This window comes from Faecalicatena faecalis (assembly GCF_012524165.2).
In the GTDB taxonomy this organism is placed as follows: domain Bacteria; phylum Bacillota; class Clostridia; order Lachnospirales; family Lachnospiraceae; genus Faecalicatena_A; species Faecalicatena_A faecalis.
Genome location: NZ_JABACJ020000007.1, coordinates 25904 through 45079 on the forward strand (window position 1 = coordinate 25904; position 19176 = coordinate 45079).

Genomic DNA, 19176 nt, shown 5'->3' on the forward strand with positions numbered 1-19176 from the left:
GCATTTTAAAGTAATTCCTGGCTTGACTTCTTTAGGTGTTCGTGATATGGTTAGTGTATTAGTTGAGATAGTACACTTGATACACCTTTTAGACAGGAGGTCCGCATGATTACAATTGATTATCAAAGCAGGGCGCCCATCTATGAGCAGATCGTGGAGCGTTTCCAGATGCTCATTTTAAAGGGCGTGCTCAGACCGGATGACCAGATGCCCTCCGTCCGCTCCCTTGCAGTGCAGCTTTCGATTAATCCGAATACGATTCAGAAGGCTTATACGCAGTTGGAGCAGCAGGGATATATCTACCCTGTGAAGGGACGCGGAAATTTTGTCTCCGGCACCGGCAAGCTGGCAGAGGAGAAAAAAGAGGCTTTTTTTCAGGATTTAGATGAGCTGCTCCATTATGGGAAGGAGCTTGGAATTACCATGGAGGAATGCAGAAGCTTCATTGAACAATCTTATCGTAAGGAGGTTGAACATGATTGAATTAACGAATATTGATAAGACTTTCCAGGATGTTCATGCGATCGACCATATTTCCGCAGTCATCCAGGACAATCTGATTTTTGGACTGGTCGGCAGTAATGGGGCCGGTAAGAGTACGCTGATGCGGCTGATCGCAGGCATATTAAAGCCGGATGGAGGAAGTCTCCTCATTGACGGTCAGCCAGTATTTGAAAATCCTGCGATAAAGGGGGACCTTTGCTTTTTATCTGACAGTCCCTATTTTTTCCCAAATTCCACCGCAGCTTCCATGAGGGATTATTATGCCATGGTCTATCCAAATTTTGACCAGAAACAGTTTGATTCCCTGGCAGAAAAACTGGGGCTTTCCTTTTCCAGAAAGCTGAATTCTTTTTCTAAGGGAATGAAAAAGCAAGTGTCCATCCTGCTGGGTCTGTGCTCCGGTGCCAGATATCTGCTCTGCGATGAGACCTTCGACGGGCTGGACCCGGTAGTCAGGCAGGCGGTAAAAGGACTGTTCGCAGCAGAACTGACACAGCGGGATTTCACCCCTATCATTGCTTCACATAACCTGCGGGAACTGGAAGACATCTGCGACAGTATCGGACTGCTTCATAAGGGAAAGCTATTGCTGACCCAGGATCTCGACCAGCTCAAATACCAGGTGCATAAGATCCAATGTGTCCTCCCGGATGAAGCCCTGGAACAACAGCTTTTACAGGAGCTTGAAATATTGCATTATGAAAAGACAGGATCACTGCTCCTGCTCACTGCGAGAGGAACAAAGGAAGTACTTCTTCAATGTGTAAATCAGAAACATCCTGTATTTGCGGAGGTTCTCCCTCTTACTTTAGAAGAAATCTTTATCAGCGAAACGGAGGTAGCCGGATATGACATCAAAAATCTCTTACTTTAAATTTATAGAATCTGATATCAAACACCGGGGATGGCTTGCAGCCCTGACTGCTGCTGCTTTATTTTTCCTGATGCCTATTTCTTTGCTGCTCAAAATTGACGGTTTTCGGCAGCAGGCGGTTTTGGCTTCTGCTTCTGGAACACAGTTTTTAGAGGAACAGATCATACATTACACTCCTGGAGCTTTGAATGGTATCCGCTTTCCTATACTTAGTCTTATGATCGTTATTCTAGCTCTCCTCTGTGCAGTTACAGGATTTACCTATCTGCACTCCAGAGAGAAGCAGGATTTCTATCATGGCATGCCCATAAAACGATTACAGTGGTTTGCGATCTCCTATACCAGCGGGCTTTTGATTTTCCTCATTCCTTACCTGCTGTTCGGGTTTGGCACAATTGTAATCGCAGGAAGCCGTGTTTCGATTACTGCTGGTTTTATTGGACAGTGTATCAGCTCACTTACAGGGGGAATCCTCGGATTTTTGATTTGTTATCACACTGCTATTCTCGCCATGTTCCTGACAGGAAAGACCATAACAGGCGTCTTGGCAGCTCTGGTTCTGATGATTTATGGAAGTATCATTCCCACCTTATCCATAGGACTGGCACAGAACTTTTTCGATTCCTGGTCAGAAAATACACCTTCTTTCCTTTTAAAGGCAGAAAAGTTTTGTTCCCCTGCAGCCCTATTTACTCAGACCCTTATGAACACCGCAAACCAAAATTTGTTGTCTGGGATCGCACTGGGGCTGATTGCGGGAGGGGTCCTGCTAGTTGCAGCTCTGTTATTGTGCAAGCGTTATCCGGCAGAGGCTTCCGAAAATGCACTTGCATTTCCCAAGTCTGCGCCGATCATAAAGTATTTGATTGCAGTCCCCACGTCACTTTTCATTGGATTAATGATTCAATTTTTTAATCACTCGGTGAGCACGAACTGGATCATTATTTTTAGCATTTTGTCTGTCATTCTGCTCTGTATGATCATTGAATTCATTTATCACCAGGATCTGACAAAACTGTTGTCCGGGAAACTCTCGACCGCACTTTCCCTGGGAACCATACTCATCATCGTCTGTGTCCTGAAATTTGACCTCTTTGGTTACGATACTTATCTGCCCAAAGAAACCAAGCTGGAGAGTATCTCCTTTTCCTGCGACCAACTGACCAGCTATTTCAGTTACCCGGAAAATTTTCAGCCTTATGTGCATCAACAGTCTGATAAGGATGTGTTTAGCGTGACCGATTATGCACCGCTGTATGAACTGGCCGGTGAAGGAATCCAGAATCTAAAACAAGGCATCACCCCGAAGAATGTAACAGAAAATGATTCCAGCTATGGTTATATCAATGTAACACTGCACTATAAGCTCCGCGGCGGAAAAAATACCTACCGCCAATACGCAGTCAGCCGGGAAGCCGCACTACAGGCACTTACACAGCTTTGCAAGGACGAAGATTACCGAAAACTCCTATTTCCCATTTTCCATTTGCAAACAGATAAAATCGTAAATGTCTCCTTGGAGGATATTTACTACCAGCCCATAACACTCTTACTGGATCGCAAGCAGCAGGACCAGCTTCTGGAGGCTTATAAGAAAGATGTCCTCGCCGCGGACATTCCAGATATGCAGTATGAATCCCCATTAGGAGAGCTGAGCCTGGGATTTCCTGGTACCCATCTTGCCGAGTCCGTCAACACAGTGGAAGCTGATTTGACCCAGATAGATCGGTTCTATATCTACCGTTCCTATCAGAATACGTTAGACAAATTAGAGGAATATGGTTACCCGCTTCGGACAGAAATCGATCCTAAGGATGTCATGTTCATGACTTACTATCCGAATGAACACTCCGAAGCTGACAACTATGCCAGAGCGGAAATCACTGACTATAATTTTGGCGAAGGAATTTCCATTACAGAGCCAGAGGAAATAAAGGAAATGCTGGGTAGAATCGGTTACGATCAATGCAATGGAATTTTTGACGGCAGAATCACAGCCGTTGGTTCTGTAGAGATTACCCTGACCGGAAAATCTTATCCTAATACCTACGTTGTTACTAAATAGCTGCGAAAGCAGAACAGCCAAAAATACTTCTTAAAAACGGTATAACCGGAAATAAAATACCCCTATATAGGACTCTGTCATATAAAAAGTCCTATATAAGGGTATTTCGTTATGATTCAAACTGTGTTGTACGCCTCACCGCACTACCTCGAAGTAGTAAAGCAAAGGTCTATAGGGCCATCCATCCCTTGTTCTACATTAAGAATCGGAACCAATTGAACAAAGTCAGAAGCTTCACCCTCTGTTCCCTTTTCTTACTGATCTTCTGTCTGGCGACCCCATCGGGCACATGGTAGCTTCCATCTGGCAGGGCCTCCACAGAATCCTCTTCATAGCTCTGCATATATCCCCGCAGCTGTCGGGCGACATCCCGGCTGTCGATGACAAGCATCAGTTCTGTATCCAGATATGCACTCCTCATATCCATGTTAAAAGAGCCCACGATCGCCAGCTCATCATCAATTGTGATACTTTTTCCATGGTAGGATACTCCGCCCTCATATTCGTGAATCTCAAGACCGGTCTTTAAAAGTTTCCCCTTGTTTTTCTGATAATCAGATGCCCCGAACGGATTTCCGTTATTTGCCACAGAATTGGTCATCAAAAGGACCTTTTTATTCTCACTGCAGACCTCTTTTAAGGAGTCATACATCCAGTCATTGCAGATGATATAAGGAGTGTGAATCGCCACTTCCTCCTGTGCCTGTTTCATAAGCTGCGTCAGAGAATAGAACAGGGTCGGTTCCTTTGCATATACATGGGTCGGATTGCTCAACAAGGTAATCCTATTGACCTCATAAGTCATCTCAATATAGTCTGCCTTTTCCAGAATGACCGGATACTCTTTTAAAAGCTTCTTCCAACGTTTCTCCAGTTCTTCCCTTGCCATTTTCACCTTTGCTTTTTCTGCCATGCCTGCCTTTTTTCCAAACGTTTTGCAGACATCCAGATTCCAGACCGACTGAAAATAGTCTTCCAGTTGATGGATAGAACTTTCCTTACTGTCCGGCTCGCCGCAGTACACAAGCACGTCACGGTCATAATTTTTATATCCGTTATCTCCCAGAAAGTAATCATAGGTATTCCGCCCGCCGAGCAAATATAGACCATCATCCACGATTAAATACTTATCATGGAGACGTCCCATGCTTTTCCAGGGCATCAGAAGATTCAGGCGGTTATAGATCTTGATTTCTACATTGTCCATAGATGACAATGCATAAAAATACACATTCCCATCCATCTGCTGCAGGGCCGAAAAGCCATCTACCAGAATTTGTATCTTCACATTTCTTTTGGCCGCCTCAATCAGTGCGGCGATCACATCCTTCCCGCTCTTATCCGCATGGAAGTCAAAGGTCGATAATATGATTCGCTCCCTGGCCTGCCCGATCATCCGAAGCCGTTCCTCAAGAGCTGCCGTATTATCTTCTATCACACAGGCCCGGTCTGCGGAAACAGTATCAGAATAGCACGATTCCGGGTGGAAGGACTCCTGATATTCTCTGCTGACCTTAGGCTGTCTGATATAGGATATGATGATTCCAGCTACAACATATAAGACAAAAAATAAAACTGCCAACAGAAGATACCGTATTTTCAGCCATTTCCATCTTCTTTTGTGTCCCATGAAAACCTCCCAGTTGTATTTTTTAATAATACTTCACTGTCACCTTTTTCCCCATTTTTTCCACCGTATGAATGAGCTGGTCTACAAGATTCATCCGCACGCTTAGGTCAAATCCCAATTCCGAGCTCTGATGTACCTCATTCACCGCAGTCCCTATGAAGAGATTTAATTCGGTACATTCCTCAATCAACAGCTTCGCAAGCTTTGAAGCTCCGTTATTGGCATCTAATTCATCGAAAAATTCCACATCGAACTCATCGTTGATATATCGTTTCAACAGCTTTAAGGATTTTCCCAGCGTCAGCACACCTTCTGTTACCAGGTCCAGTCCTTCAATCTCTGCCATCGGGGGAACATCCGGGTTCGTTCTATCAATCTTCGTCACAATATCCTTGTGGAGAACACGTGCCGCAATGTTCGCGCTGGTTCCGCCGGAGACGATCTTCTTTCCTTCCATATGCATAAATGCATGCATCAGCTTTTCATCATCTTCTTTGTCCTTCGGAGGCCCGGTAAAAAGATTTACGACTCTTCGCTCAATGACTCTTGCTACTGCCACGGTCGTATCATCTCCCGGCTTCTGTATATAAAGGTCATCACATGCCTGGCTTAGAAGAGCTGCAAGACGGGATGCCGACAGTGTTTTTTTTGTACATTGAAGAGTATACTCCGCCATGCTCTCCCATGTCCAGCCCTGAAGGTTTAAAATTTCTCCTGCCCCGGCATAGATCACACCGTCGCTCATCAGGACGAAACAGTCATTCTGTTTGACCAAAAAGCGGTATTCATGAATCTTCTTTCCTTCTATCATCCGCTCCTCATAAGGATATCTTATAATCTTTTTATCCCTGATGAAGACACAGTCCGGGTTGTCGAATTCAACCAGATAGGCCTCCCCGTTATGAAAAATCTGCAGTATGCTGAAGGTCGCATAGGCCACTTTCCGCACCTGACAGATTGGAAGCGTTTTTGCGATTGTCTCCACACAGGACTCGATGTCAGCTCCTTCATAGAGCATCGTCCCCAGGATCTTAGAGGTCAGTGTCGCCAGGATATTGGCCTTCACACCGCTCCCCATCCCATCCGCAAGGATAACAATGTCGGAATCCTCTGTCTTTAAAATCTCCACCTTGTCTCCACACAATTCTTCATGATGCTTGTTCAGGCTTTTCCATGCCACATCGATACTTACACTCATCTTTTATTCCTCCCCTTCGTTGAGGATGGAATCACGCAGCTTCGTCAGCGTCACCTTCGTCTCTGCGGTCGTTTCCCCTAAAAGACCTGCAATCTCCTGTGCGACCATCATTTGTTTTTCTATGACCTTCTGGGCCATCTCCACGGTCTCTACCTTTAAGTTGTAACGCTGTTCTTTCAGTTTTTCTTCCCTAGTGATGTCTTGGAATGTGACGAGTACAGAATCCAAGTTCTCAATATATACGATTGTCTCCTCTGCGGTGATTCTGCCATGCTCCAATTGAATCTTCTTATGGATGACTGGTTCCTTGGTCCGCAATGTCTCCTCAATATCCCCCGCTTCTATGAATTCAAATATATAACGCTGTACCGCCTCTTCTCGTCCCACGCCCAGCAGATCCTGCGCTTTTTTATTGCATTCTCTGATCCGCAGGCTTCCGTCGATGATAAAAATCATGTTCGGTGTCACATCCATGACCACATTTGACATCGACTCTGCCTGTGTCAGTGCATATGGCATACACATGGACAGCTCTGCCTTATTCTGGTAGACTGCGATTGCCTTATCACGGCAGGTCGCATAGCCGCAGGCTCCACAATTCAGCTCATCCTCCACGGAATATTTCCCCGTGGATTTTAAGATTTCCCGGATTTCCTCCTCTGTGGGGACTGCATCGGACAGACGGTTATCCCGGAACTTTTTATACAGCTCCTCTATGCTCATATCTGGTAGATTTCTGGCGGCTTTATGGGATACCTCGTTCTCGATCTTTACCTTGGCTTTCACATATGAAGTATTCCACCTGGCCGATGCCGGGCCCTTCGTACAGCCGCCCTCGCAGACATTGGCCTCAATAAAGCAGTGGTCCAGCTCTCCACGCTTTAGGCACTCCAGCATCTCCATACAATTGGCAAGACCGTCCACATAGACCTTATGGTAGGTATCCGCCTCTTCTTCTGCGATTACAGACTGAACGACACCACCGCTGATTGGATACAAGCGGTTGACCTGTGGATCCGGATTGCCCATGGGTTGTTCTTCACAGTCGTGAATATTGATTCCTGCCTCCTCCAGCCAAATTGCCAGCTCCTCGAATGTCAGGATTGCATCAATTGCTCCAAAGACTCTCTCATCACCAATTGCCTCCTGCTTCTTGGCAATGCAGGGGCCTAAGAATACCACCTTGACATCATCCCCGTACAGCTTTTTGATATACCTTCCGTGGGCTACCATAGGAGAGACGACCGGGGCCATCAGATCCACACACTCTGGATAATACTTTTCCACCAGGTCGTTCACACTCGGACAACAGGTGGTTATAATGTTCGGCATCTGATTCTCACGGATGATCCTCTTATATTCATTCGTCACCATGGCCGCACCTTCCGCGGTCTCTCTGACTTCTGAAAAGCCAAGCTTTAACAGAGCATCCACCACTTGTCCCGGGCGGTCGAATTCCAACACCCCAAGATAGGACGGTGCAATGGAAATAATAGTTCGAAACCCCTGTCGCAGGTAGCCTTTTACTCGTTCCATATCGCTGGCAAATGTCTTGGCATTCTGCGGACAGATCTCCATACAACGGCCACAGTTAATACAGTGGTCCTTTAAAATATGCGCCTGTTCATTCTGTACCGATATTGCCTTTACCATACAGTAACGCACACATTTATAACAGTGCCGGCACTTGGCATCCTTAAAATCAATTACTCTCATGCGATTGTCTTCCTCCTGTTATTTTTTTACTGTGGCAGCGGGCAGATCTCTTCGATCAGCATATCGACATCCGATGTTTCCTGATTGATAAACGATGTCATATTCAGTTCTACTCCCACCACTTTCTTCTCTCCGTAAACTGGTGCTGCAGCGTATTTTTCCAGACATTCCACGTAAGCGGCACTTGCTGAATCAATATCTGGATAGACGCGGCTTTGGAACTCCTCCCATGAATTTCGAAAGCCTAAATTCGGCGTAACTTCCACATCCACAGCATATTCCAGTCGGCCTGACAGCTTCTTAGGAATGCCGACCGAATATACGCACTGTTTGAGAATACCTTCACATGCCGCCGTAAATCGTTCCTTGTATGCTTCTGTCATTTCCTCTGGAGCCTCAAAAGCGCCGTCTGCCTCATACCATTCCTGCATCTCCTCCTGCGTCATGCCTGTATGAATCATAAATTCCTCAAATTCCGCTTTGAAGGACGCATCCAGATAGGCCGTGAAATAGTCCTGTATATCCAGCACTCCATTGACCAGCTCGTAGGGCTGCATATACTCCGTCAAGGCTGTTTCTTTCACCTTCTGCACGTCTTCCATAGAGACCACAAAAGAGCTGTCCTTCTTTTTCACCGTGAAATCGACGACTGTCTTATCATCGTACACAGCCTCCTCCTTCAACGCTTTCTTTCCCTGGGTGATCAGTTCTGTGATTGCCTGAGCCTGGTCCGTGTTTTCCAATGCTTCCATATAAGTATCTTCCGTCCCCTGCATAGAAAGTTCAATATTCAACGGGGCAAATCCAACTCTGACAACATAACTGTCGTCCTTTTCGTCAATCGAGGACACCTTCATATTCACTTTCGAATAAGCCGTACCCAGGAAATACAGATAGTCCTCCTTTGCCTCTTCTGGAAAGGACAGAGCAAAATCATTTGTCTCATCTGTCTCACGGATTCCCGCCTCCAGAAGATTTGTAAAATCTTCCGCCTTTAGCTTTAGGGATGACAGCACTATCTTCTTCACTGCTTCTTTCGGGTCTTTCTTTTCTCCTGCGCTGCAGCCATTCAGGCACATTCCCAGTATGATTGTCCCACAAAGCAGCAGACCTAACAATCTTTTTCTCATATCAACAGCCTCCCTCTTCCTGCATCCGATTTCCCTGTACAACTTCTTATGATTCTCTCCCTGCAAAAGACCGCCTGTTCGGTTGTATGAACAGGCGGCCTGCTAAAATGATGATTCTAACCCTTAATTGATACTGCGTTTCACATAACTTGTATGTAAAATGTGGTGAGCCTTCTCACTGCCCGGCTCTCCTAAATACTCGTCATATAATTTCTTGATCGACGGGTTGTCATGTGACTTGCGCAGTGTCTTGGCAGCGTCATTGTCATACAGTACCTTTGCACGAATCGCACGTACATCCTGGAAATTGCGCACGTCCGCATGTACCTGAGGCTGTCCGCCTCCATTGACACATCCGCCCGGACAGCACATGATCTCGATAAAGTGATAATCAGCCTCTCCTGCGCGAATCTTATCCATCAGAACCTTCGCATTGGATAATCCAGAAGCGACTGCCACCTTTACATCCATGTCAGCCACATGGTAGGTTGCCTCTTTGATTCCTTCTGTACCACGTACCTCTGTAAACTCTACGCTTGCCAGCTCTTCTTTCGTCAGCGTCTCCACTGCAGTACGAAGTGCTGCCTCCATAACACCGCCTGTCGCTCCGAAGATCACGGCTGCTCCTGTAGATTCTCCCAGCGGATCATCAAATCCTTCCTCTGGAAGACTTCTAAAGTCGATTCCTACCTTCTTAATGAGACGCGCAAGCTCTCTTGTAGTAATGGAAATATCCACATCCGGCACGCCTGCTGCGTTCTGATCATCACGTCCGATCTCGAACTTCTTCGCCGTACAAGGCATGACACTGACGCAGACGATGTCCTTCGGATCAATACCCATCTTCTCTGCATAGTAAGTCTTGGTGATTGCACCGAACATCTGCTGCGGTGACTTACAACTGGACAGATGGTCGATCAAATCTGGATAGTAATGTTCACAGTACTTGATCCATCCTGGTGAACAGGAAGTCATCATCGGCAGTACGCCTCCATTCACCACACGTCCAAGGAACTCGTTGGCCTCTTCCATGATAGTCAGATCGGCACTGAAATCAGTATCAAATACCTTGTCGAATCCAATCCTGCGCAGTGCGGCTGCCATCTTTCCTTCCACATCAGTTCCCATCGGATAACCGAATTCTTCACCTAAAGCGGCTCTTACTGACGGAGCCGGCTGTACTACGACATGCTTTGTCGGGTCTGCAATTGCAGCCAGCACATCATCTACAAAATCCTTCTCGTATAAGGCACCTGTCGGACATGCAGCAATACATTGTCCACAGGATACACAGCTTGTATCTCCCAGTCCCATATCAAATGCGGAACCGATAAAGGATGCAAAGCCACGATTGTTCGGTCCGATGACACCTACGGACTGTACTTTCTCGCAGACTGCAGAGCAGCGGCGGCACAGAATACACTTATTATTATCGCGAATCATATGCGGTGCACTGTCATCCAATTCAAAATGCGGGCTTTCCCCAGCAAAATGTTCCTCATCATCCACACCCAGTTCCTGACAGAGCTCCTGCAATTCACACTTACCGCTCCTTACACAGGAAAGGCATTTCTTGTCATGATTGGAAAGGATGAGCTGCAGTGTGCGCTTTCTGGATTCAATCAACTGCGGTGTGTTCGTCAGAACCTCCATCCCTTCATTGATCGGATGGACACATGCAGCTACCAGGTTCCTTGCTCCTTTTACTTCTACAATACACATACGGCAGGCACCGATCTCATTGATGTCCTTCAAGAAGCACAGTGTAGGAATCTTGATTCCTGCTCCACGTGCTGCCTCAAGGATAGTAGAACCTGCCGGCGCCAAGACATCTAAGCCATTGATTTTAATATTCACATTCTCCATATTCTTCTATCCTCCATTACTCTTTGTAAATTGCACCGAAACGGCATTTTTCCATACAAGCGCCACACTTCACGCACTTCTCGGGATTGATCATATGCGGCTCTTTTACGCTGCCGATGATTGCATCTGCCGGACAGGTCCTTGCACATAACGTACATCCTTTACACTTATCAGCATCGATCTTGTACTGAAGCAGTGCCTTACATACGCCTGCAGGACATCTCTTATCAACAATATGTGCAATATACTCGTCTCTAAAGTACTTGAGAGTAGAAATAACCGGGTTAGGTGCTGTCTGACCCAGAGCACAGAGTGAATTTGTTTTCAAATGATTACACAATTCTTCTAATTTGTCCAGATCTTCCATGGTTCCCTGGCCCTTTGTGATCTTATCCAGAATCTCCAGCATACGTCTGGTACCGATACGGCACGGCGTACACTTGCCACAGGACTCATCTACAGTGAACTCCAGGAAGAACTTGGCAATATCTACCATACAGTTGTCTTCATCCATAACGATCAGACCGCCGGACCCCATCATAGAACCAATCGCAATCAGGTTATCATAGTCGATCGGCACATCAAAATGCTCTGCCGGGATACATCCACCGGATGGACCGCCTGTCTGAGCAGCCTTGAACTTCTTGCCGTTCGGCACGCCGCCACCGATTTCTTCTACGATCTCACGCAGTGTGGTTCCCATCGGAATCTCAACAAGACCTGTATTGTTGATTTTACCTCCAAGGGCAAATACCTTTGTTCCCTTTGACTTCTCCGTACCCATGGATGCGAACCATTCCGGTCCGTTCACAATGATCTGAGGGATGTTCGCATAAGTCTCTACATTGTTCAAAATGGTCGGCTTCTGGAACAGACCTTTCAATGCCGGGAATGGCGGACGAGGTCTTGGCTCTCCTCTGTTCCCTTCAATTGAAGTCATGAGAGCCGTTTCCTCTCCGCAGACAAAGGCACCTGCACCAAGTCTCAGTTCAATATCAAAATCAAAGCCGCTGCCAAAAATATCTTTACCGAGCAGTCCATATTCTCTTGCCTGTCCGATTGCGATTTCCAGACGCTTAACAGCAATCGGATACTCTGCACGCACATAAATATATCCCTGGGAAGCACCGATCGCATAACCTGCAATCGTCATTGCTTCTAATACAACGTGCGGATCACCTTCCAGCACGGAACGGTCCATGAATGCACCTGGGTCACCTTCATCTGCATTACAGCATACATACTTCTGATCGGCATCGTTAGCTGCCGCAAATTTCCACTTCAGTCCGGTCGGGAATCCGGCACCGCCGCGTCCTCTCAGGCCGCTGTCAAGAAGAATCTGGATGACATCCTCAGGCTTCTTCTGCGTCAGGACGATTCCCAATGCCTCATAGCCGCCTGTTCCTATGTATTCATCGATATTCTCCGGATTGATGACACCACAGTTGCGGAGAGCGACTCTCTTCTGCTTCTTATAAAAATTCGTCTCATTCAGCGGAAGAATCTTATCTGACTTTGTTGTCTCATCATACAGAAGACGTGTGACCACTCTTCCCTTTAATAAGTGCTCAGATACGATCTCTGGAATATCATCCTCCTGTACCATAGAATAGAAGGAGCCCTCTGGATAAACAATCATAATCGGCCCCAAAGCACACAGTCCGAAGCATCCGGTCTTCACCACGCCGACTTCTTCCTCAAGTCCCTGGGCCTTGATTTCTTTTTCAAGTCTTTCTATAATTCTCTGGCTTCCGGAAGAGGTACAGCCAGTTCCACCGCAAACCAAAACATGTGAACGATACATAATCTTCTGCCTCCTTTATTCTTTCTTTTCGCTTTTCTGAGCTGCACCTAAGGTATACTTGGTCACTACCTGCCCGTCTATGAGATGCATTCTCAGAACTTCCATTGCTTTTTCAGGAGTCATCCTTACATATGTAACTTTCTCCTTACCTGGTTCCATGACTTCAACGATCGGCTCATACTGGCACAGTCCGATACATCCTGTCTGTGTAACATTAATATTCATAAGCCCCTGTTCCTGTACAGCATCTGAGAGAGCTGTCAGCACCGGTCTTGCTCCGCTTGCGATTCCACAGGTCGCCATTCCGACAACCACACGGATCTGGTCTTCACTTTCCCCGCGGATTCCGACTTTCCCCTGCATCTTTTCTCTGATCGCACGTAATTCTTCAAGAGATTTCATATCTTTCCTCCAATCCTGCTTCTACCTCTTCGGCCCAGTCATTGTAAGGCCTAAGTGACATCGTTTTCCTTTTTATACATCCGCTTTCTGGTCCGTCTCTTCTTTGTTGGATTCCAAAAATTCCTTGATAAAGCCTGAGACTTCCGGGTCCTTTAAGGAAATTCCTTCCCCAAGTATCTCTCTGATCTCCTGGGTGTCCAATACAAACTCTCTGTCATCATATCGATAGGTATAGATGAAGCGAATTTCTTCATTAAAAACAACCAGTGTATGTATCGTCGAGCTCATGTCCCCGAGCGGCATCCTGTCAATATTCGATAACTGGAATACGGCTGTTACGACCGTTCCTTTCCCTTCTTCTGACATAATGGAGAAGCTTCCTCCTGCACTCTCTGCAGCCTGTTTGAAAAAAGGCACTCCCAATCCCACCTTCCGGGTCGTTCTGGTCGTGTAAAATGGATCCTGCACTTTCTCAATCTGTTCCTCTGACATCCCACAGCCGTCATCCTTGATGACGACCGTCAGCGTGTCTTCTTCTGTCTGTACAAAAACCCCTATTTCAATAAGTGATGCTCCTGCACGCACAGAATTCTCCGCCACATCCAATATGTTCAGTGATATCTCCGGCATCATAGGCTTATTCGTATTTTGCTAAAATATCATCAAGATCATCCACCGTCAGACGGCCGTATACTTCGCCGTTGACCATCATGACCGGTGCTAGACCACATGCCCCTACACAGCGGCATGCATCCAATGAAAACTTTCCATCCGGCGTACACTCTCCGCCCACGATCCCAAGTTTTTCCATTAACGCATTATAAATGTCCCCGGAGCCTTTTACATAACATGCGGTTCCAAGACAGACGGAAATCTGATATTTTCCCTTGGGGCTTAATGTGAACTGTGAATAGAATGTTGCTACACCATAAATCTTTTCCAGAGGAATCCCTGTTTCATTAGAAATAATCGTCTGTACTTCTATTGGAAGATATCCGTAAATATCCTGAGCTTTCTGAAGAATCGGCATCAAGGCACCTTTCTCATCTTTCAGCTCAGCTATTACTTTTAATAATGATTCTTCCTGTTCCTTTGTTCCTGAGAATGGAACTGTCTGTTTCTTTGCGAGCATCGCTTAACCTCCATTTCTTTTTTGGACTACATTTTGTTTCATCATACCATAATGTAGCACAATATTCCAGCACTATTTGTTCATATTTTTGTGTATTTTACCTGATATTCATTCTCATTTACGTGTATTTTTTCAAGCATTACACATTTTCTTCTTCTATTATATATTTATTTTTATACAATTAGCACAATCGGCACGATTGCTTTTTAAACATACTGATGTTATACTGAATTCAAGATTTTACCTGAATACTATAGGATTTCAGATTTCCATTCAGGTAGATAGGAGGGCTTATGACAATAGGAGAAATGCAGAAACTGCTCAATGCCGAGATCCTATTCGGTGACGAATTGCTGGATCTGGATGCCAAATTCGTATTCTCGGCTGATATGATGAGCGATGTCCTTGCTTACGCCGAGGAGTGTTCTGTCCTGATTACAGGATTGTGTAATCCACAGGTCGTACGGACTGCCGAGATGCTTGATATTGCCTGCATCATCTTTGTACGGGGCAAGATGCCGGATGAAAATATCATCGCACTTGCACGGGGAAAAGGAATGGCGATTCTTGCCACCAAACATTATATGTTCACCACATGCGGGATATTATATGAACATGGACTGCGGGGAGGTGCTTAGATGAGTGAACAATTAGTATTTACATATGAAATTCCCGGAGATGATTTTACGCGCGCCGGGGAAGCAAGCAGCGCGATCAAAAATAAGTTAAAGATGCTCGGTGTTGAGAATTCAGCGATTCGTAAGGTCGCTATTGCTATGTACGAGGGTGAGATCAACATGGTCATCCACGCCAAGGGCGGAGTCCTTACGGTGACCATATCTGACGAGGAGATCGTAATGGTCCTGGCTGATAAAGGCCCCGGAATCCCGAACATCGAGAAGGCTATGCAGGAGGGTTATTCCACTGCGCCGGAGGAGGTGCGTTCCCTTGGCTTTGGAGCCGGCATGGGACTGCCGAACATGAAGAAATATTCCGATGAATTCCACATCGAATCCGAAGTAGGCGTCGGAACTACCGTTACAATGAAAGTATTTATCTGATGGTCAACATATATGACTTTACATATGTACCGTAACAGCATTTATATCGCTTTTAACCGGATAGAAAGGAGACAACATGGATAAATTCATACGTTCTGTCCGACTGAACGAAGCAGCCTGTCAGGGCTGTATCAACTGCATCAAGTACTGCCCTACCCAGGCGATTCGCGTACATAACGGGAAGGCACATATCATCGACAAGTTCTGCATCGACTGCGGCCGATGCATCCGCTACTGCCCGCATCATGCTAAAGTACCGGAATACGATTCTCTGAATGTACTGAACAATTATAAGTATACGGTCGCACTGCCTGCACCTTCGCTATACGCCCAGTACAATAACCTGACCAATGTGGATATTGTGCTGAACGCTTTACTAAAGCTGGGATTCGACGATGTATTTGAGGTCAGTGCCGCTGCAGAGCTTGTCTCGGAAGCATCCCGGGAGTATATCAAAGCTCATGCAGACGAAGGACCCTTCATCAGCTCAGCCTGTCCTTCTGTGGTCCGGCTGATCCGTGTAAAATTCCCGGCCCTGCTTTCCAAGCTCCTGCCAATCAAACCGCCTGTTGAGATTGCTGCAGAGATTGCCCGGGCACGCGCCATAGAAAAGACAGGGCTGCCTTCTGAGGATATCGGAATCATCTTCATTTCCCCGTGTCCCTCAAAGGTTTCCTACGCAAAGGCACCTCTTGGAATCGAAAAAAGCAACATCGACAATGTGGTGGCGATCAAGGATGTCTACCCTCTTCTTCTACCGCATATGAGTAAGGATGAAAGCCAGCTAAAGCCGCTTTCCAACTCCGGCCGCATCGGACTCGGCTGGGGCAATGCAGGCGGTGAGGTAGGAGGACTTCTGATCGACAGCTATCTTGCGGCAGACGGCATCGTCAATATCCTGCGTGTATTGGAGGCGATTGAGGATGAGAAGATACATGGTCTGAAATTTATTGAACTCAACGCCTGCAACGGCGGATGTGTGGGCGGTACACTGACCGTGGAGAATGCTTATGTGGCAACGACCAAGACCAAGCGCCTGCTGCGTTATCAGCCAGTTTCCAAAAGTCATCTATCCACCCACCCGGAGATTGAGAGTCTCTACTGGGATGATGACGTGGAATATGAACCTGTATTCCGCCTCGGGAATACCTTTAAAGAAAGCCTGGAGATGATGAGTACCGTGGAGGAGTTGACGAAGAAATTCCCCGGGCTCGACTGTGGTTCCTGCGGAGCCCCTACCTGCCAGACACTGGCTGAAGATATTGTCAGGGGTGTTGCGACCAGCAATGACTGCATCTATGTGCTGCGTGAACATATTGCCAGTCTGTCGAAGGAGATTGACTTTCTCTCTAAAGCATCGGGGCAGACCTGCGGATTTGAAGATGAAAGCACAAAGCTTTTGCATGAATATATACATAAGCTTACAACCGAGCTGGATTCTTTTGGAGTCCCGGAACGTAAAAAACCGGAAGATCAGACATAAAAACCCGATTGGATTATGATTTTTTCTTAAAAGGAGGGATATTTTTATGAAGCTTAGGACCGTTTTAGAACTGCCGGACTGCCAGGTCCTGGTACAGGGCGATCCCGAACGTGAGATTTCGAAAGTATTTTGCTGCGACTTACTTAGTATCGCCATGGGAAAGGCTCCCGCCAACGGCGTGTGGGTCACAGTAATGGGGAACAAAAATACACTCGCAGTCGCATCCTTAACAGATACTGCCTGCATTATCCTGGCAGAAGGAGTCACATTGGATGAGGGTACACTTAAACAGGCAGAGACGGAAGGAATCGCTGTTCTTGCCAGCGGCCTCCCTGTATTTGATATGGCGCTCCAGGTCTACAAGGCGGGACTTGCATGACTCCGCTTTATTATGACCTCCATCTTCACTCCTGCCTGTCCCCATGCGGAGATGATGACATGACTCCTGCTAATATTGTAGGGATGGCTGCCATCAAGGGACTGGATGTCATCGCTCTCACGGATCACAATAGCTGTAAGAACTGCCCTGCAGCGATATTCCATGGGCAGAATTACGGTGTCATTGTAATCCCGGGAATGGAACTGTGTACTGCAGAGGAGGTACATGTCATCTGCCTGTTCGAAACCTTGAGCAGTGCCCTTACGTTCGACGAATATGTATATGAGCACTTACTGCCGATTCAAAATAGAGAAGAGATTTTTGGAAAACAGCAGATCATGAATGAGAAGGATGAGGTGATCGGTACGGTGGAAAATCTGCTGATCAATGCAACAGATATCCCCTTTGATTCTGTAGTTCCTCTTGTGGCCTCCTACGGAGGAATCGCTTATCCTGCACACATCGATAAATCCTCCACCAGCCTGCTGAGCAACTTAGGATTCGTCCCCCCGGACAGTACCTTTACCTGCGCGGAGGTGCATGACCTTAAGAACCTGCACAGAATCCAGCGGGAACATCCTTACTTTTTGAACTGTAATATCGTCAGCAGTTCCGATGCACATTATCTGGAAGATATCCGGGAGCCGGAGTATCAGCTATTTGCAAAATCGCGTGAGATCGCGGATATACTAAAGGCGGTGCAGACGAAGCTATAGACCTTTTCAAAGTGCCGTCCTTCTTCGGAAGGCTCTCTGACTGCAAAGAAGCACTGTCCCACAAGGACAGTGCTCTTTATTTATTCCCTGGTATTCTATTTTCTTCTATTCTTTCCGCTTCTCTATCCTTCCAGTTCCCCCAGACATGCCCGGATAATGGAACTGATATTCTCCACAAATCGATTCAGCATTTCTGTTCCTTTTCTCTGGTCCGCCACAGTTGGATTTCCATAAGTACCTGATTGGCTCAAGTCTCCTATAGAAGTATTATCCATTCCATAGAGCAGCGGTCTTTTGGGATATTCTTCTACCGCCCGTTCCATATGTACCAGATCCTCTCTCACCGCCAGCATGAGCGAAGTCTCGAACTCACATGCATGGAACATGCCTCCCCAGGTGGGTGATTCCATAAACTCATCATACACCGCCTGCATCCCCGGATAGAACATCCCCAGAACCTTTACCTCTGTCTCGTCCTGAAAAAGCCTCTAAAAATTTTATTCTTTAAACCGATATCCGACCCCGACCTCCGTCACAATAAACCGGGGCTCCGCCGGATTCTTCTCGATCTTCCGCCTCAATGTCGCCATAAAAACTCTTAAGGTCCCTGCCTCCACGCCTTCTCCATACCCCCAGATCTCTTTGAGGATATAATTATGCGTAAGCACCTTTCCCCGGTTGGCGATCAACAGTACCAGAATCTTATATTCAATCGGTGTCAGGTGGATCTCCTCCCCGTCGATCAGAACGCTGCGCTTTGCGTAATCTACGGTCAGATAATCCTGCTGAAACATCTCTTGTGTATTATCGGATGCCATATTGTCCATCTTGCGCATGGCGACCCGGATTCTTGCCATCAGCTCTCCCATGTAGAACGGTTTGGTCACATAATCATCCGCGCCCGCATCCAGCGCCTCGATCTTCTCCTGCTCCTCCTGTCTGGCCGAGACCACAATGATCGGGGTATTGGAAAGTTCCCTGACATTTTTGACCACATCGATTCCTTCCCCGTCCGGCAGCCCTAAGTCTAACAGAATCATATCCGGCTGATTCGCATAGAAAAGACTGATTGCCTCCTTCACAGATTTTGCTACATAATAACCGTAGCCCTCATCCTTTAAAGTCATACTCATAAAATTCACAATATATTTATCATCTTCTACAATCAGAATTGTCTTCTTTTCCTTCATCCTTACCACCTGCTGTTCTTATCTGA

19 protein-coding genes are annotated in these 19176 nt (G+C 46.5%); 8 read left to right on the forward strand and 11 right to left on the reverse strand.

Annotated features, from left to right (window positions below):
* The first annotated feature begins 105 nt into the window (after nucleotides 1-105).
* From HGO97_RS09225 to HGO97_RS09235, 3 genes are read left to right on the forward strand one after another with little or no spacing between them, the layout of a single operon-like run.
* A complete protein-coding gene (locus tag HGO97_RS09225; RefSeq protein WP_216241018.1) occupies nucleotides 106-483 on the forward strand; it encodes a GntR family transcriptional regulator in 378 nt (125 codons plus the stop codon).
* Nucleotides 476-1378 (forward strand): ATP-binding cassette domain-containing protein, encoded by a 903-nt coding sequence (locus tag HGO97_RS09230; protein ID WP_216241019.1) that lies wholly within the window; start codon nucleotides 476-478, stop codon nucleotides 1376-1378. The genes HGO97_RS09225 and HGO97_RS09230 overlap by 8 nt, the downstream gene beginning before the upstream one ends.
* Nucleotides 1353-3443 carry a DUF6449 domain-containing protein gene (locus tag HGO97_RS09235; protein WP_216241020.1) on the forward strand — a complete coding sequence of 697 codons (2091 nt, stop codon included), beginning with the start codon at nucleotides 1353-1355 and terminating at the stop codon, nucleotides 3441-3443. The genes HGO97_RS09230 and HGO97_RS09235 overlap by 26 nt, the downstream gene beginning before the upstream one ends.
* A 193-nt stretch (nucleotides 3444-3636) precedes the next feature.
* On the opposite strand, the gene HGO97_RS09240 is transcribed toward HGO97_RS09235, so the two are convergent.
* The 9 genes from HGO97_RS09240 to HGO97_RS09280 form a co-directional block, all read right to left on the reverse strand.
* Nucleotides 3637-5073, reverse strand: a complete 1437-nt coding sequence (locus HGO97_RS09240) for a phospholipase D family protein (protein ID WP_216241021.1) — start codon at nucleotides 5071-5073, stop codon at nucleotides 3637-3639.
* Nucleotides 5074-5095: 22 nt separating this feature from the next.
* A complete protein-coding gene (locus HGO97_RS09245; RefSeq protein ID WP_216241022.1) occupies nucleotides 5096-6271 on the reverse strand; it encodes a SpoIIE family protein phosphatase in 1176 nt (391 codons plus the stop codon).
* Between the two features lie 3 nt (nucleotides 6272-6274).
* A complete protein-coding gene (locus tag HGO97_RS09250) occupies nucleotides 6275-7987 on the reverse strand; it encodes a [Fe-Fe] hydrogenase large subunit C-terminal domain-containing protein (protein ID WP_216241023.1) in 1713 nt (570 codons plus the stop codon).
* 26 nt (nucleotides 7988-8013) lie between these two features.
* Nucleotides 8014-9117, reverse strand: coding sequence for a hypothetical protein (locus HGO97_RS09255; protein WP_216241024.1), 1104 nt, complete (start codon nucleotides 9115-9117; stop codon nucleotides 8014-8016).
* Between the two features lie 123 nt (nucleotides 9118-9240).
* Entirely contained in the window at nucleotides 9241-10983 is a 1743-nt protein-coding gene (locus tag HGO97_RS09260; RefSeq protein ID WP_216241025.1) for an NADH-dependent [FeFe] hydrogenase, group A6, read from the reverse strand.
* Nucleotides 10984-10999: 16 nt separating this feature from the next.
* On the reverse strand, nucleotides 11000-12787 hold the full coding sequence (gene nuoF / locus HGO97_RS09265) for an NADH-quinone oxidoreductase subunit NuoF (protein WP_216241026.1): 1788 nt from the start codon (nucleotides 12785-12787) through the stop codon (nucleotides 11000-11002).
* A gap of 15 nt (nucleotides 12788-12802) precedes the next feature.
* Nucleotides 12803-13189 (reverse strand): (2Fe-2S) ferredoxin domain-containing protein, encoded by a 387-nt coding sequence (locus HGO97_RS09270; protein ID WP_216241027.1) that lies wholly within the window; start codon nucleotides 13187-13189, stop codon nucleotides 12803-12805.
* 72 nt (nucleotides 13190-13261) lie between these two features.
* Nucleotides 13262-13822 (reverse strand): ATP-binding protein, encoded by a 561-nt coding sequence (locus tag HGO97_RS09275; protein WP_216241028.1) that lies wholly within the window; start codon nucleotides 13820-13822, stop codon nucleotides 13262-13264.
* Between the two features lie 4 nt (nucleotides 13823-13826).
* The gene (locus HGO97_RS09280) at nucleotides 13827-14321 is read right to left on the reverse strand and encodes an NADH-quinone oxidoreductase subunit NuoE family protein (RefSeq protein ID WP_216241029.1); all 495 of its coding nucleotides are present in this window, start codon (nucleotides 14319-14321) and stop codon (nucleotides 13827-13829) included.
* A gap of 293 nt (nucleotides 14322-14614) precedes the next feature.
* On the opposite strand from HGO97_RS09280, the gene HGO97_RS09285 reads away from it, so the two are divergent.
* The 5 genes from HGO97_RS09285 (at nucleotide 14615) to HGO97_RS09305 (ending at nucleotide 17960) form a co-directional block, all read left to right on the forward strand.
* Entirely contained in the window at nucleotides 14615-14959 is a 345-nt protein-coding gene (locus tag HGO97_RS09285) for a DRTGG domain-containing protein (RefSeq protein WP_216241030.1), read from the forward strand.
* Entirely contained in the window at nucleotides 14960-15382 is a 423-nt protein-coding gene (locus tag HGO97_RS09290) for an ATP-binding protein (RefSeq protein WP_216241031.1), read from the forward strand.
* Between the two features lie 76 nt (nucleotides 15383-15458).
* A complete protein-coding gene (locus HGO97_RS09295) occupies nucleotides 15459-16865 on the forward strand; it encodes a [Fe-Fe] hydrogenase large subunit C-terminal domain-containing protein (RefSeq protein WP_216241032.1) in 1407 nt (468 codons plus the stop codon).
* A gap of 46 nt (nucleotides 16866-16911) precedes the next feature.
* Nucleotides 16912-17244: a hypothetical protein gene (locus HGO97_RS09300; protein ID WP_216241033.1), complete on the forward strand. Its 333-nt coding sequence runs from the start codon at nucleotides 16912-16914 to the stop codon at nucleotides 17242-17244.
* Complete coding sequence (locus HGO97_RS09305) at nucleotides 17241-17960, forward strand: PHP domain-containing protein (protein WP_216241034.1); 720 nt, start codon at nucleotides 17241-17243, stop codon at nucleotides 17958-17960. The genes HGO97_RS09300 and HGO97_RS09305 overlap by 4 nt, the downstream gene beginning before the upstream one ends.
* Before the next feature lie 122 nt (nucleotides 17961-18082).
* On the opposite strand, the gene HGO97_RS09310 is transcribed toward HGO97_RS09305, so the two are convergent.
* Together HGO97_RS09310 and HGO97_RS09315 are read right to left on the reverse strand one after the other, a co-directional pair.
* Nucleotides 18083-18409: a creatininase family protein gene (locus HGO97_RS09310; RefSeq protein WP_216241035.1), complete on the reverse strand. Its 327-nt coding sequence runs from the start codon at nucleotides 18407-18409 to the stop codon at nucleotides 18083-18085.
* A gap of 48 nt (nucleotides 18410-18457) precedes the next feature.
* Complete coding sequence (locus tag HGO97_RS09315) at nucleotides 18458-19150, reverse strand: response regulator (RefSeq protein WP_216241036.1); 693 nt, start codon at nucleotides 19148-19150, stop codon at nucleotides 18458-18460.
* Nucleotides 19151-19176: the final 26 nt, after the last annotated feature.

Coding starts and splice junctions, on each gene's coding strand:
- HGO97_RS09225 (WP_216241018.1), top strand. CDS start 106: ATGATTACAATTGATTATCAAAGCAGGGCGCCCATCTATGAGCAGATC.
- HGO97_RS09230 (WP_216241019.1), top strand. CDS start 476: ATGATTGAATTAACGAATATTGATAAGACTTTCCAGGATGTTCATGCG.
- HGO97_RS09235 (WP_216241020.1), top strand. CDS start 1,353: ATGACATCAAAAATCTCTTACTTTAAATTTATAGAATCTGATATCAAA.
- HGO97_RS09240 (WP_216241021.1), bottom strand. CDS start 5,073: ATGGGACACAAAAGAAGATGGAAATGGCTGAAAATACGGTATCTTCTG.
- HGO97_RS09245 (WP_216241022.1), bottom strand. CDS start 6,271: ATGAGTGTAAGTATCGATGTGGCATGGAAAAGCCTGAACAAGCATCAT.
- HGO97_RS09250 (WP_216241023.1), bottom strand. CDS start 7,987: ATGAGAGTAATTGATTTTAAGGATGCCAAGTGCCGGCACTGTTATAAA.
- HGO97_RS09255 (WP_216241024.1), bottom strand. CDS start 9,117: ATGAGAAAAAGATTGTTAGGTCTGCTGCTTTGTGGGACAATCATACTG.
- HGO97_RS09260 (WP_216241025.1), bottom strand. CDS start 10,983: ATGGAGAATGTGAATATTAAAATCAATGGCTTAGATGTCTTGGCGCCG.
- nuoF (WP_216241026.1), bottom strand. CDS start 12,787: ATGTATCGTTCACATGTTTTGGTTTGCGGTGGAACTGGCTGTACCTCT.
- HGO97_RS09270 (WP_216241027.1), bottom strand. CDS start 13,189: ATGAAATCTCTTGAAGAATTACGTGCGATCAGAGAAAAGATGCAGGGG.
- HGO97_RS09275 (WP_216241028.1), bottom strand. CDS start 13,822: ATGATGCCGGAGATATCACTGAACATATTGGATGTGGCGGAGAATTCT.
- HGO97_RS09280 (WP_216241029.1), bottom strand. CDS start 14,321: ATGCTCGCAAAGAAACAGACAGTTCCATTCTCAGGAACAAAGGAACAG.
- HGO97_RS09285 (WP_216241030.1), top strand. CDS start 14,615: ATGACAATAGGAGAAATGCAGAAACTGCTCAATGCCGAGATCCTATTC.
- HGO97_RS09290 (WP_216241031.1), top strand. CDS start 14,960: ATGAGTGAACAATTAGTATTTACATATGAAATTCCCGGAGATGATTTT.
- HGO97_RS09295 (WP_216241032.1), top strand. CDS start 15,459: ATGGATAAATTCATACGTTCTGTCCGACTGAACGAAGCAGCCTGTCAG.
- HGO97_RS09300 (WP_216241033.1), top strand. CDS start 16,912: ATGAAGCTTAGGACCGTTTTAGAACTGCCGGACTGCCAGGTCCTGGTA.
- HGO97_RS09305 (WP_216241034.1), top strand. CDS start 17,241: ATGACTCCGCTTTATTATGACCTCCATCTTCACTCCTGCCTGTCCCCA.
- HGO97_RS09310 (WP_216241035.1), bottom strand. CDS start 18,409: ATGTTCTATCCGGGGATGCAGGCGGTGTATGATGAGTTTATGGAATCA.
- HGO97_RS09315 (WP_216241036.1), bottom strand. CDS start 19,150: ATGAAGGAAAAGAAGACAATTCTGATTGTAGAAGATGATAAATATATT.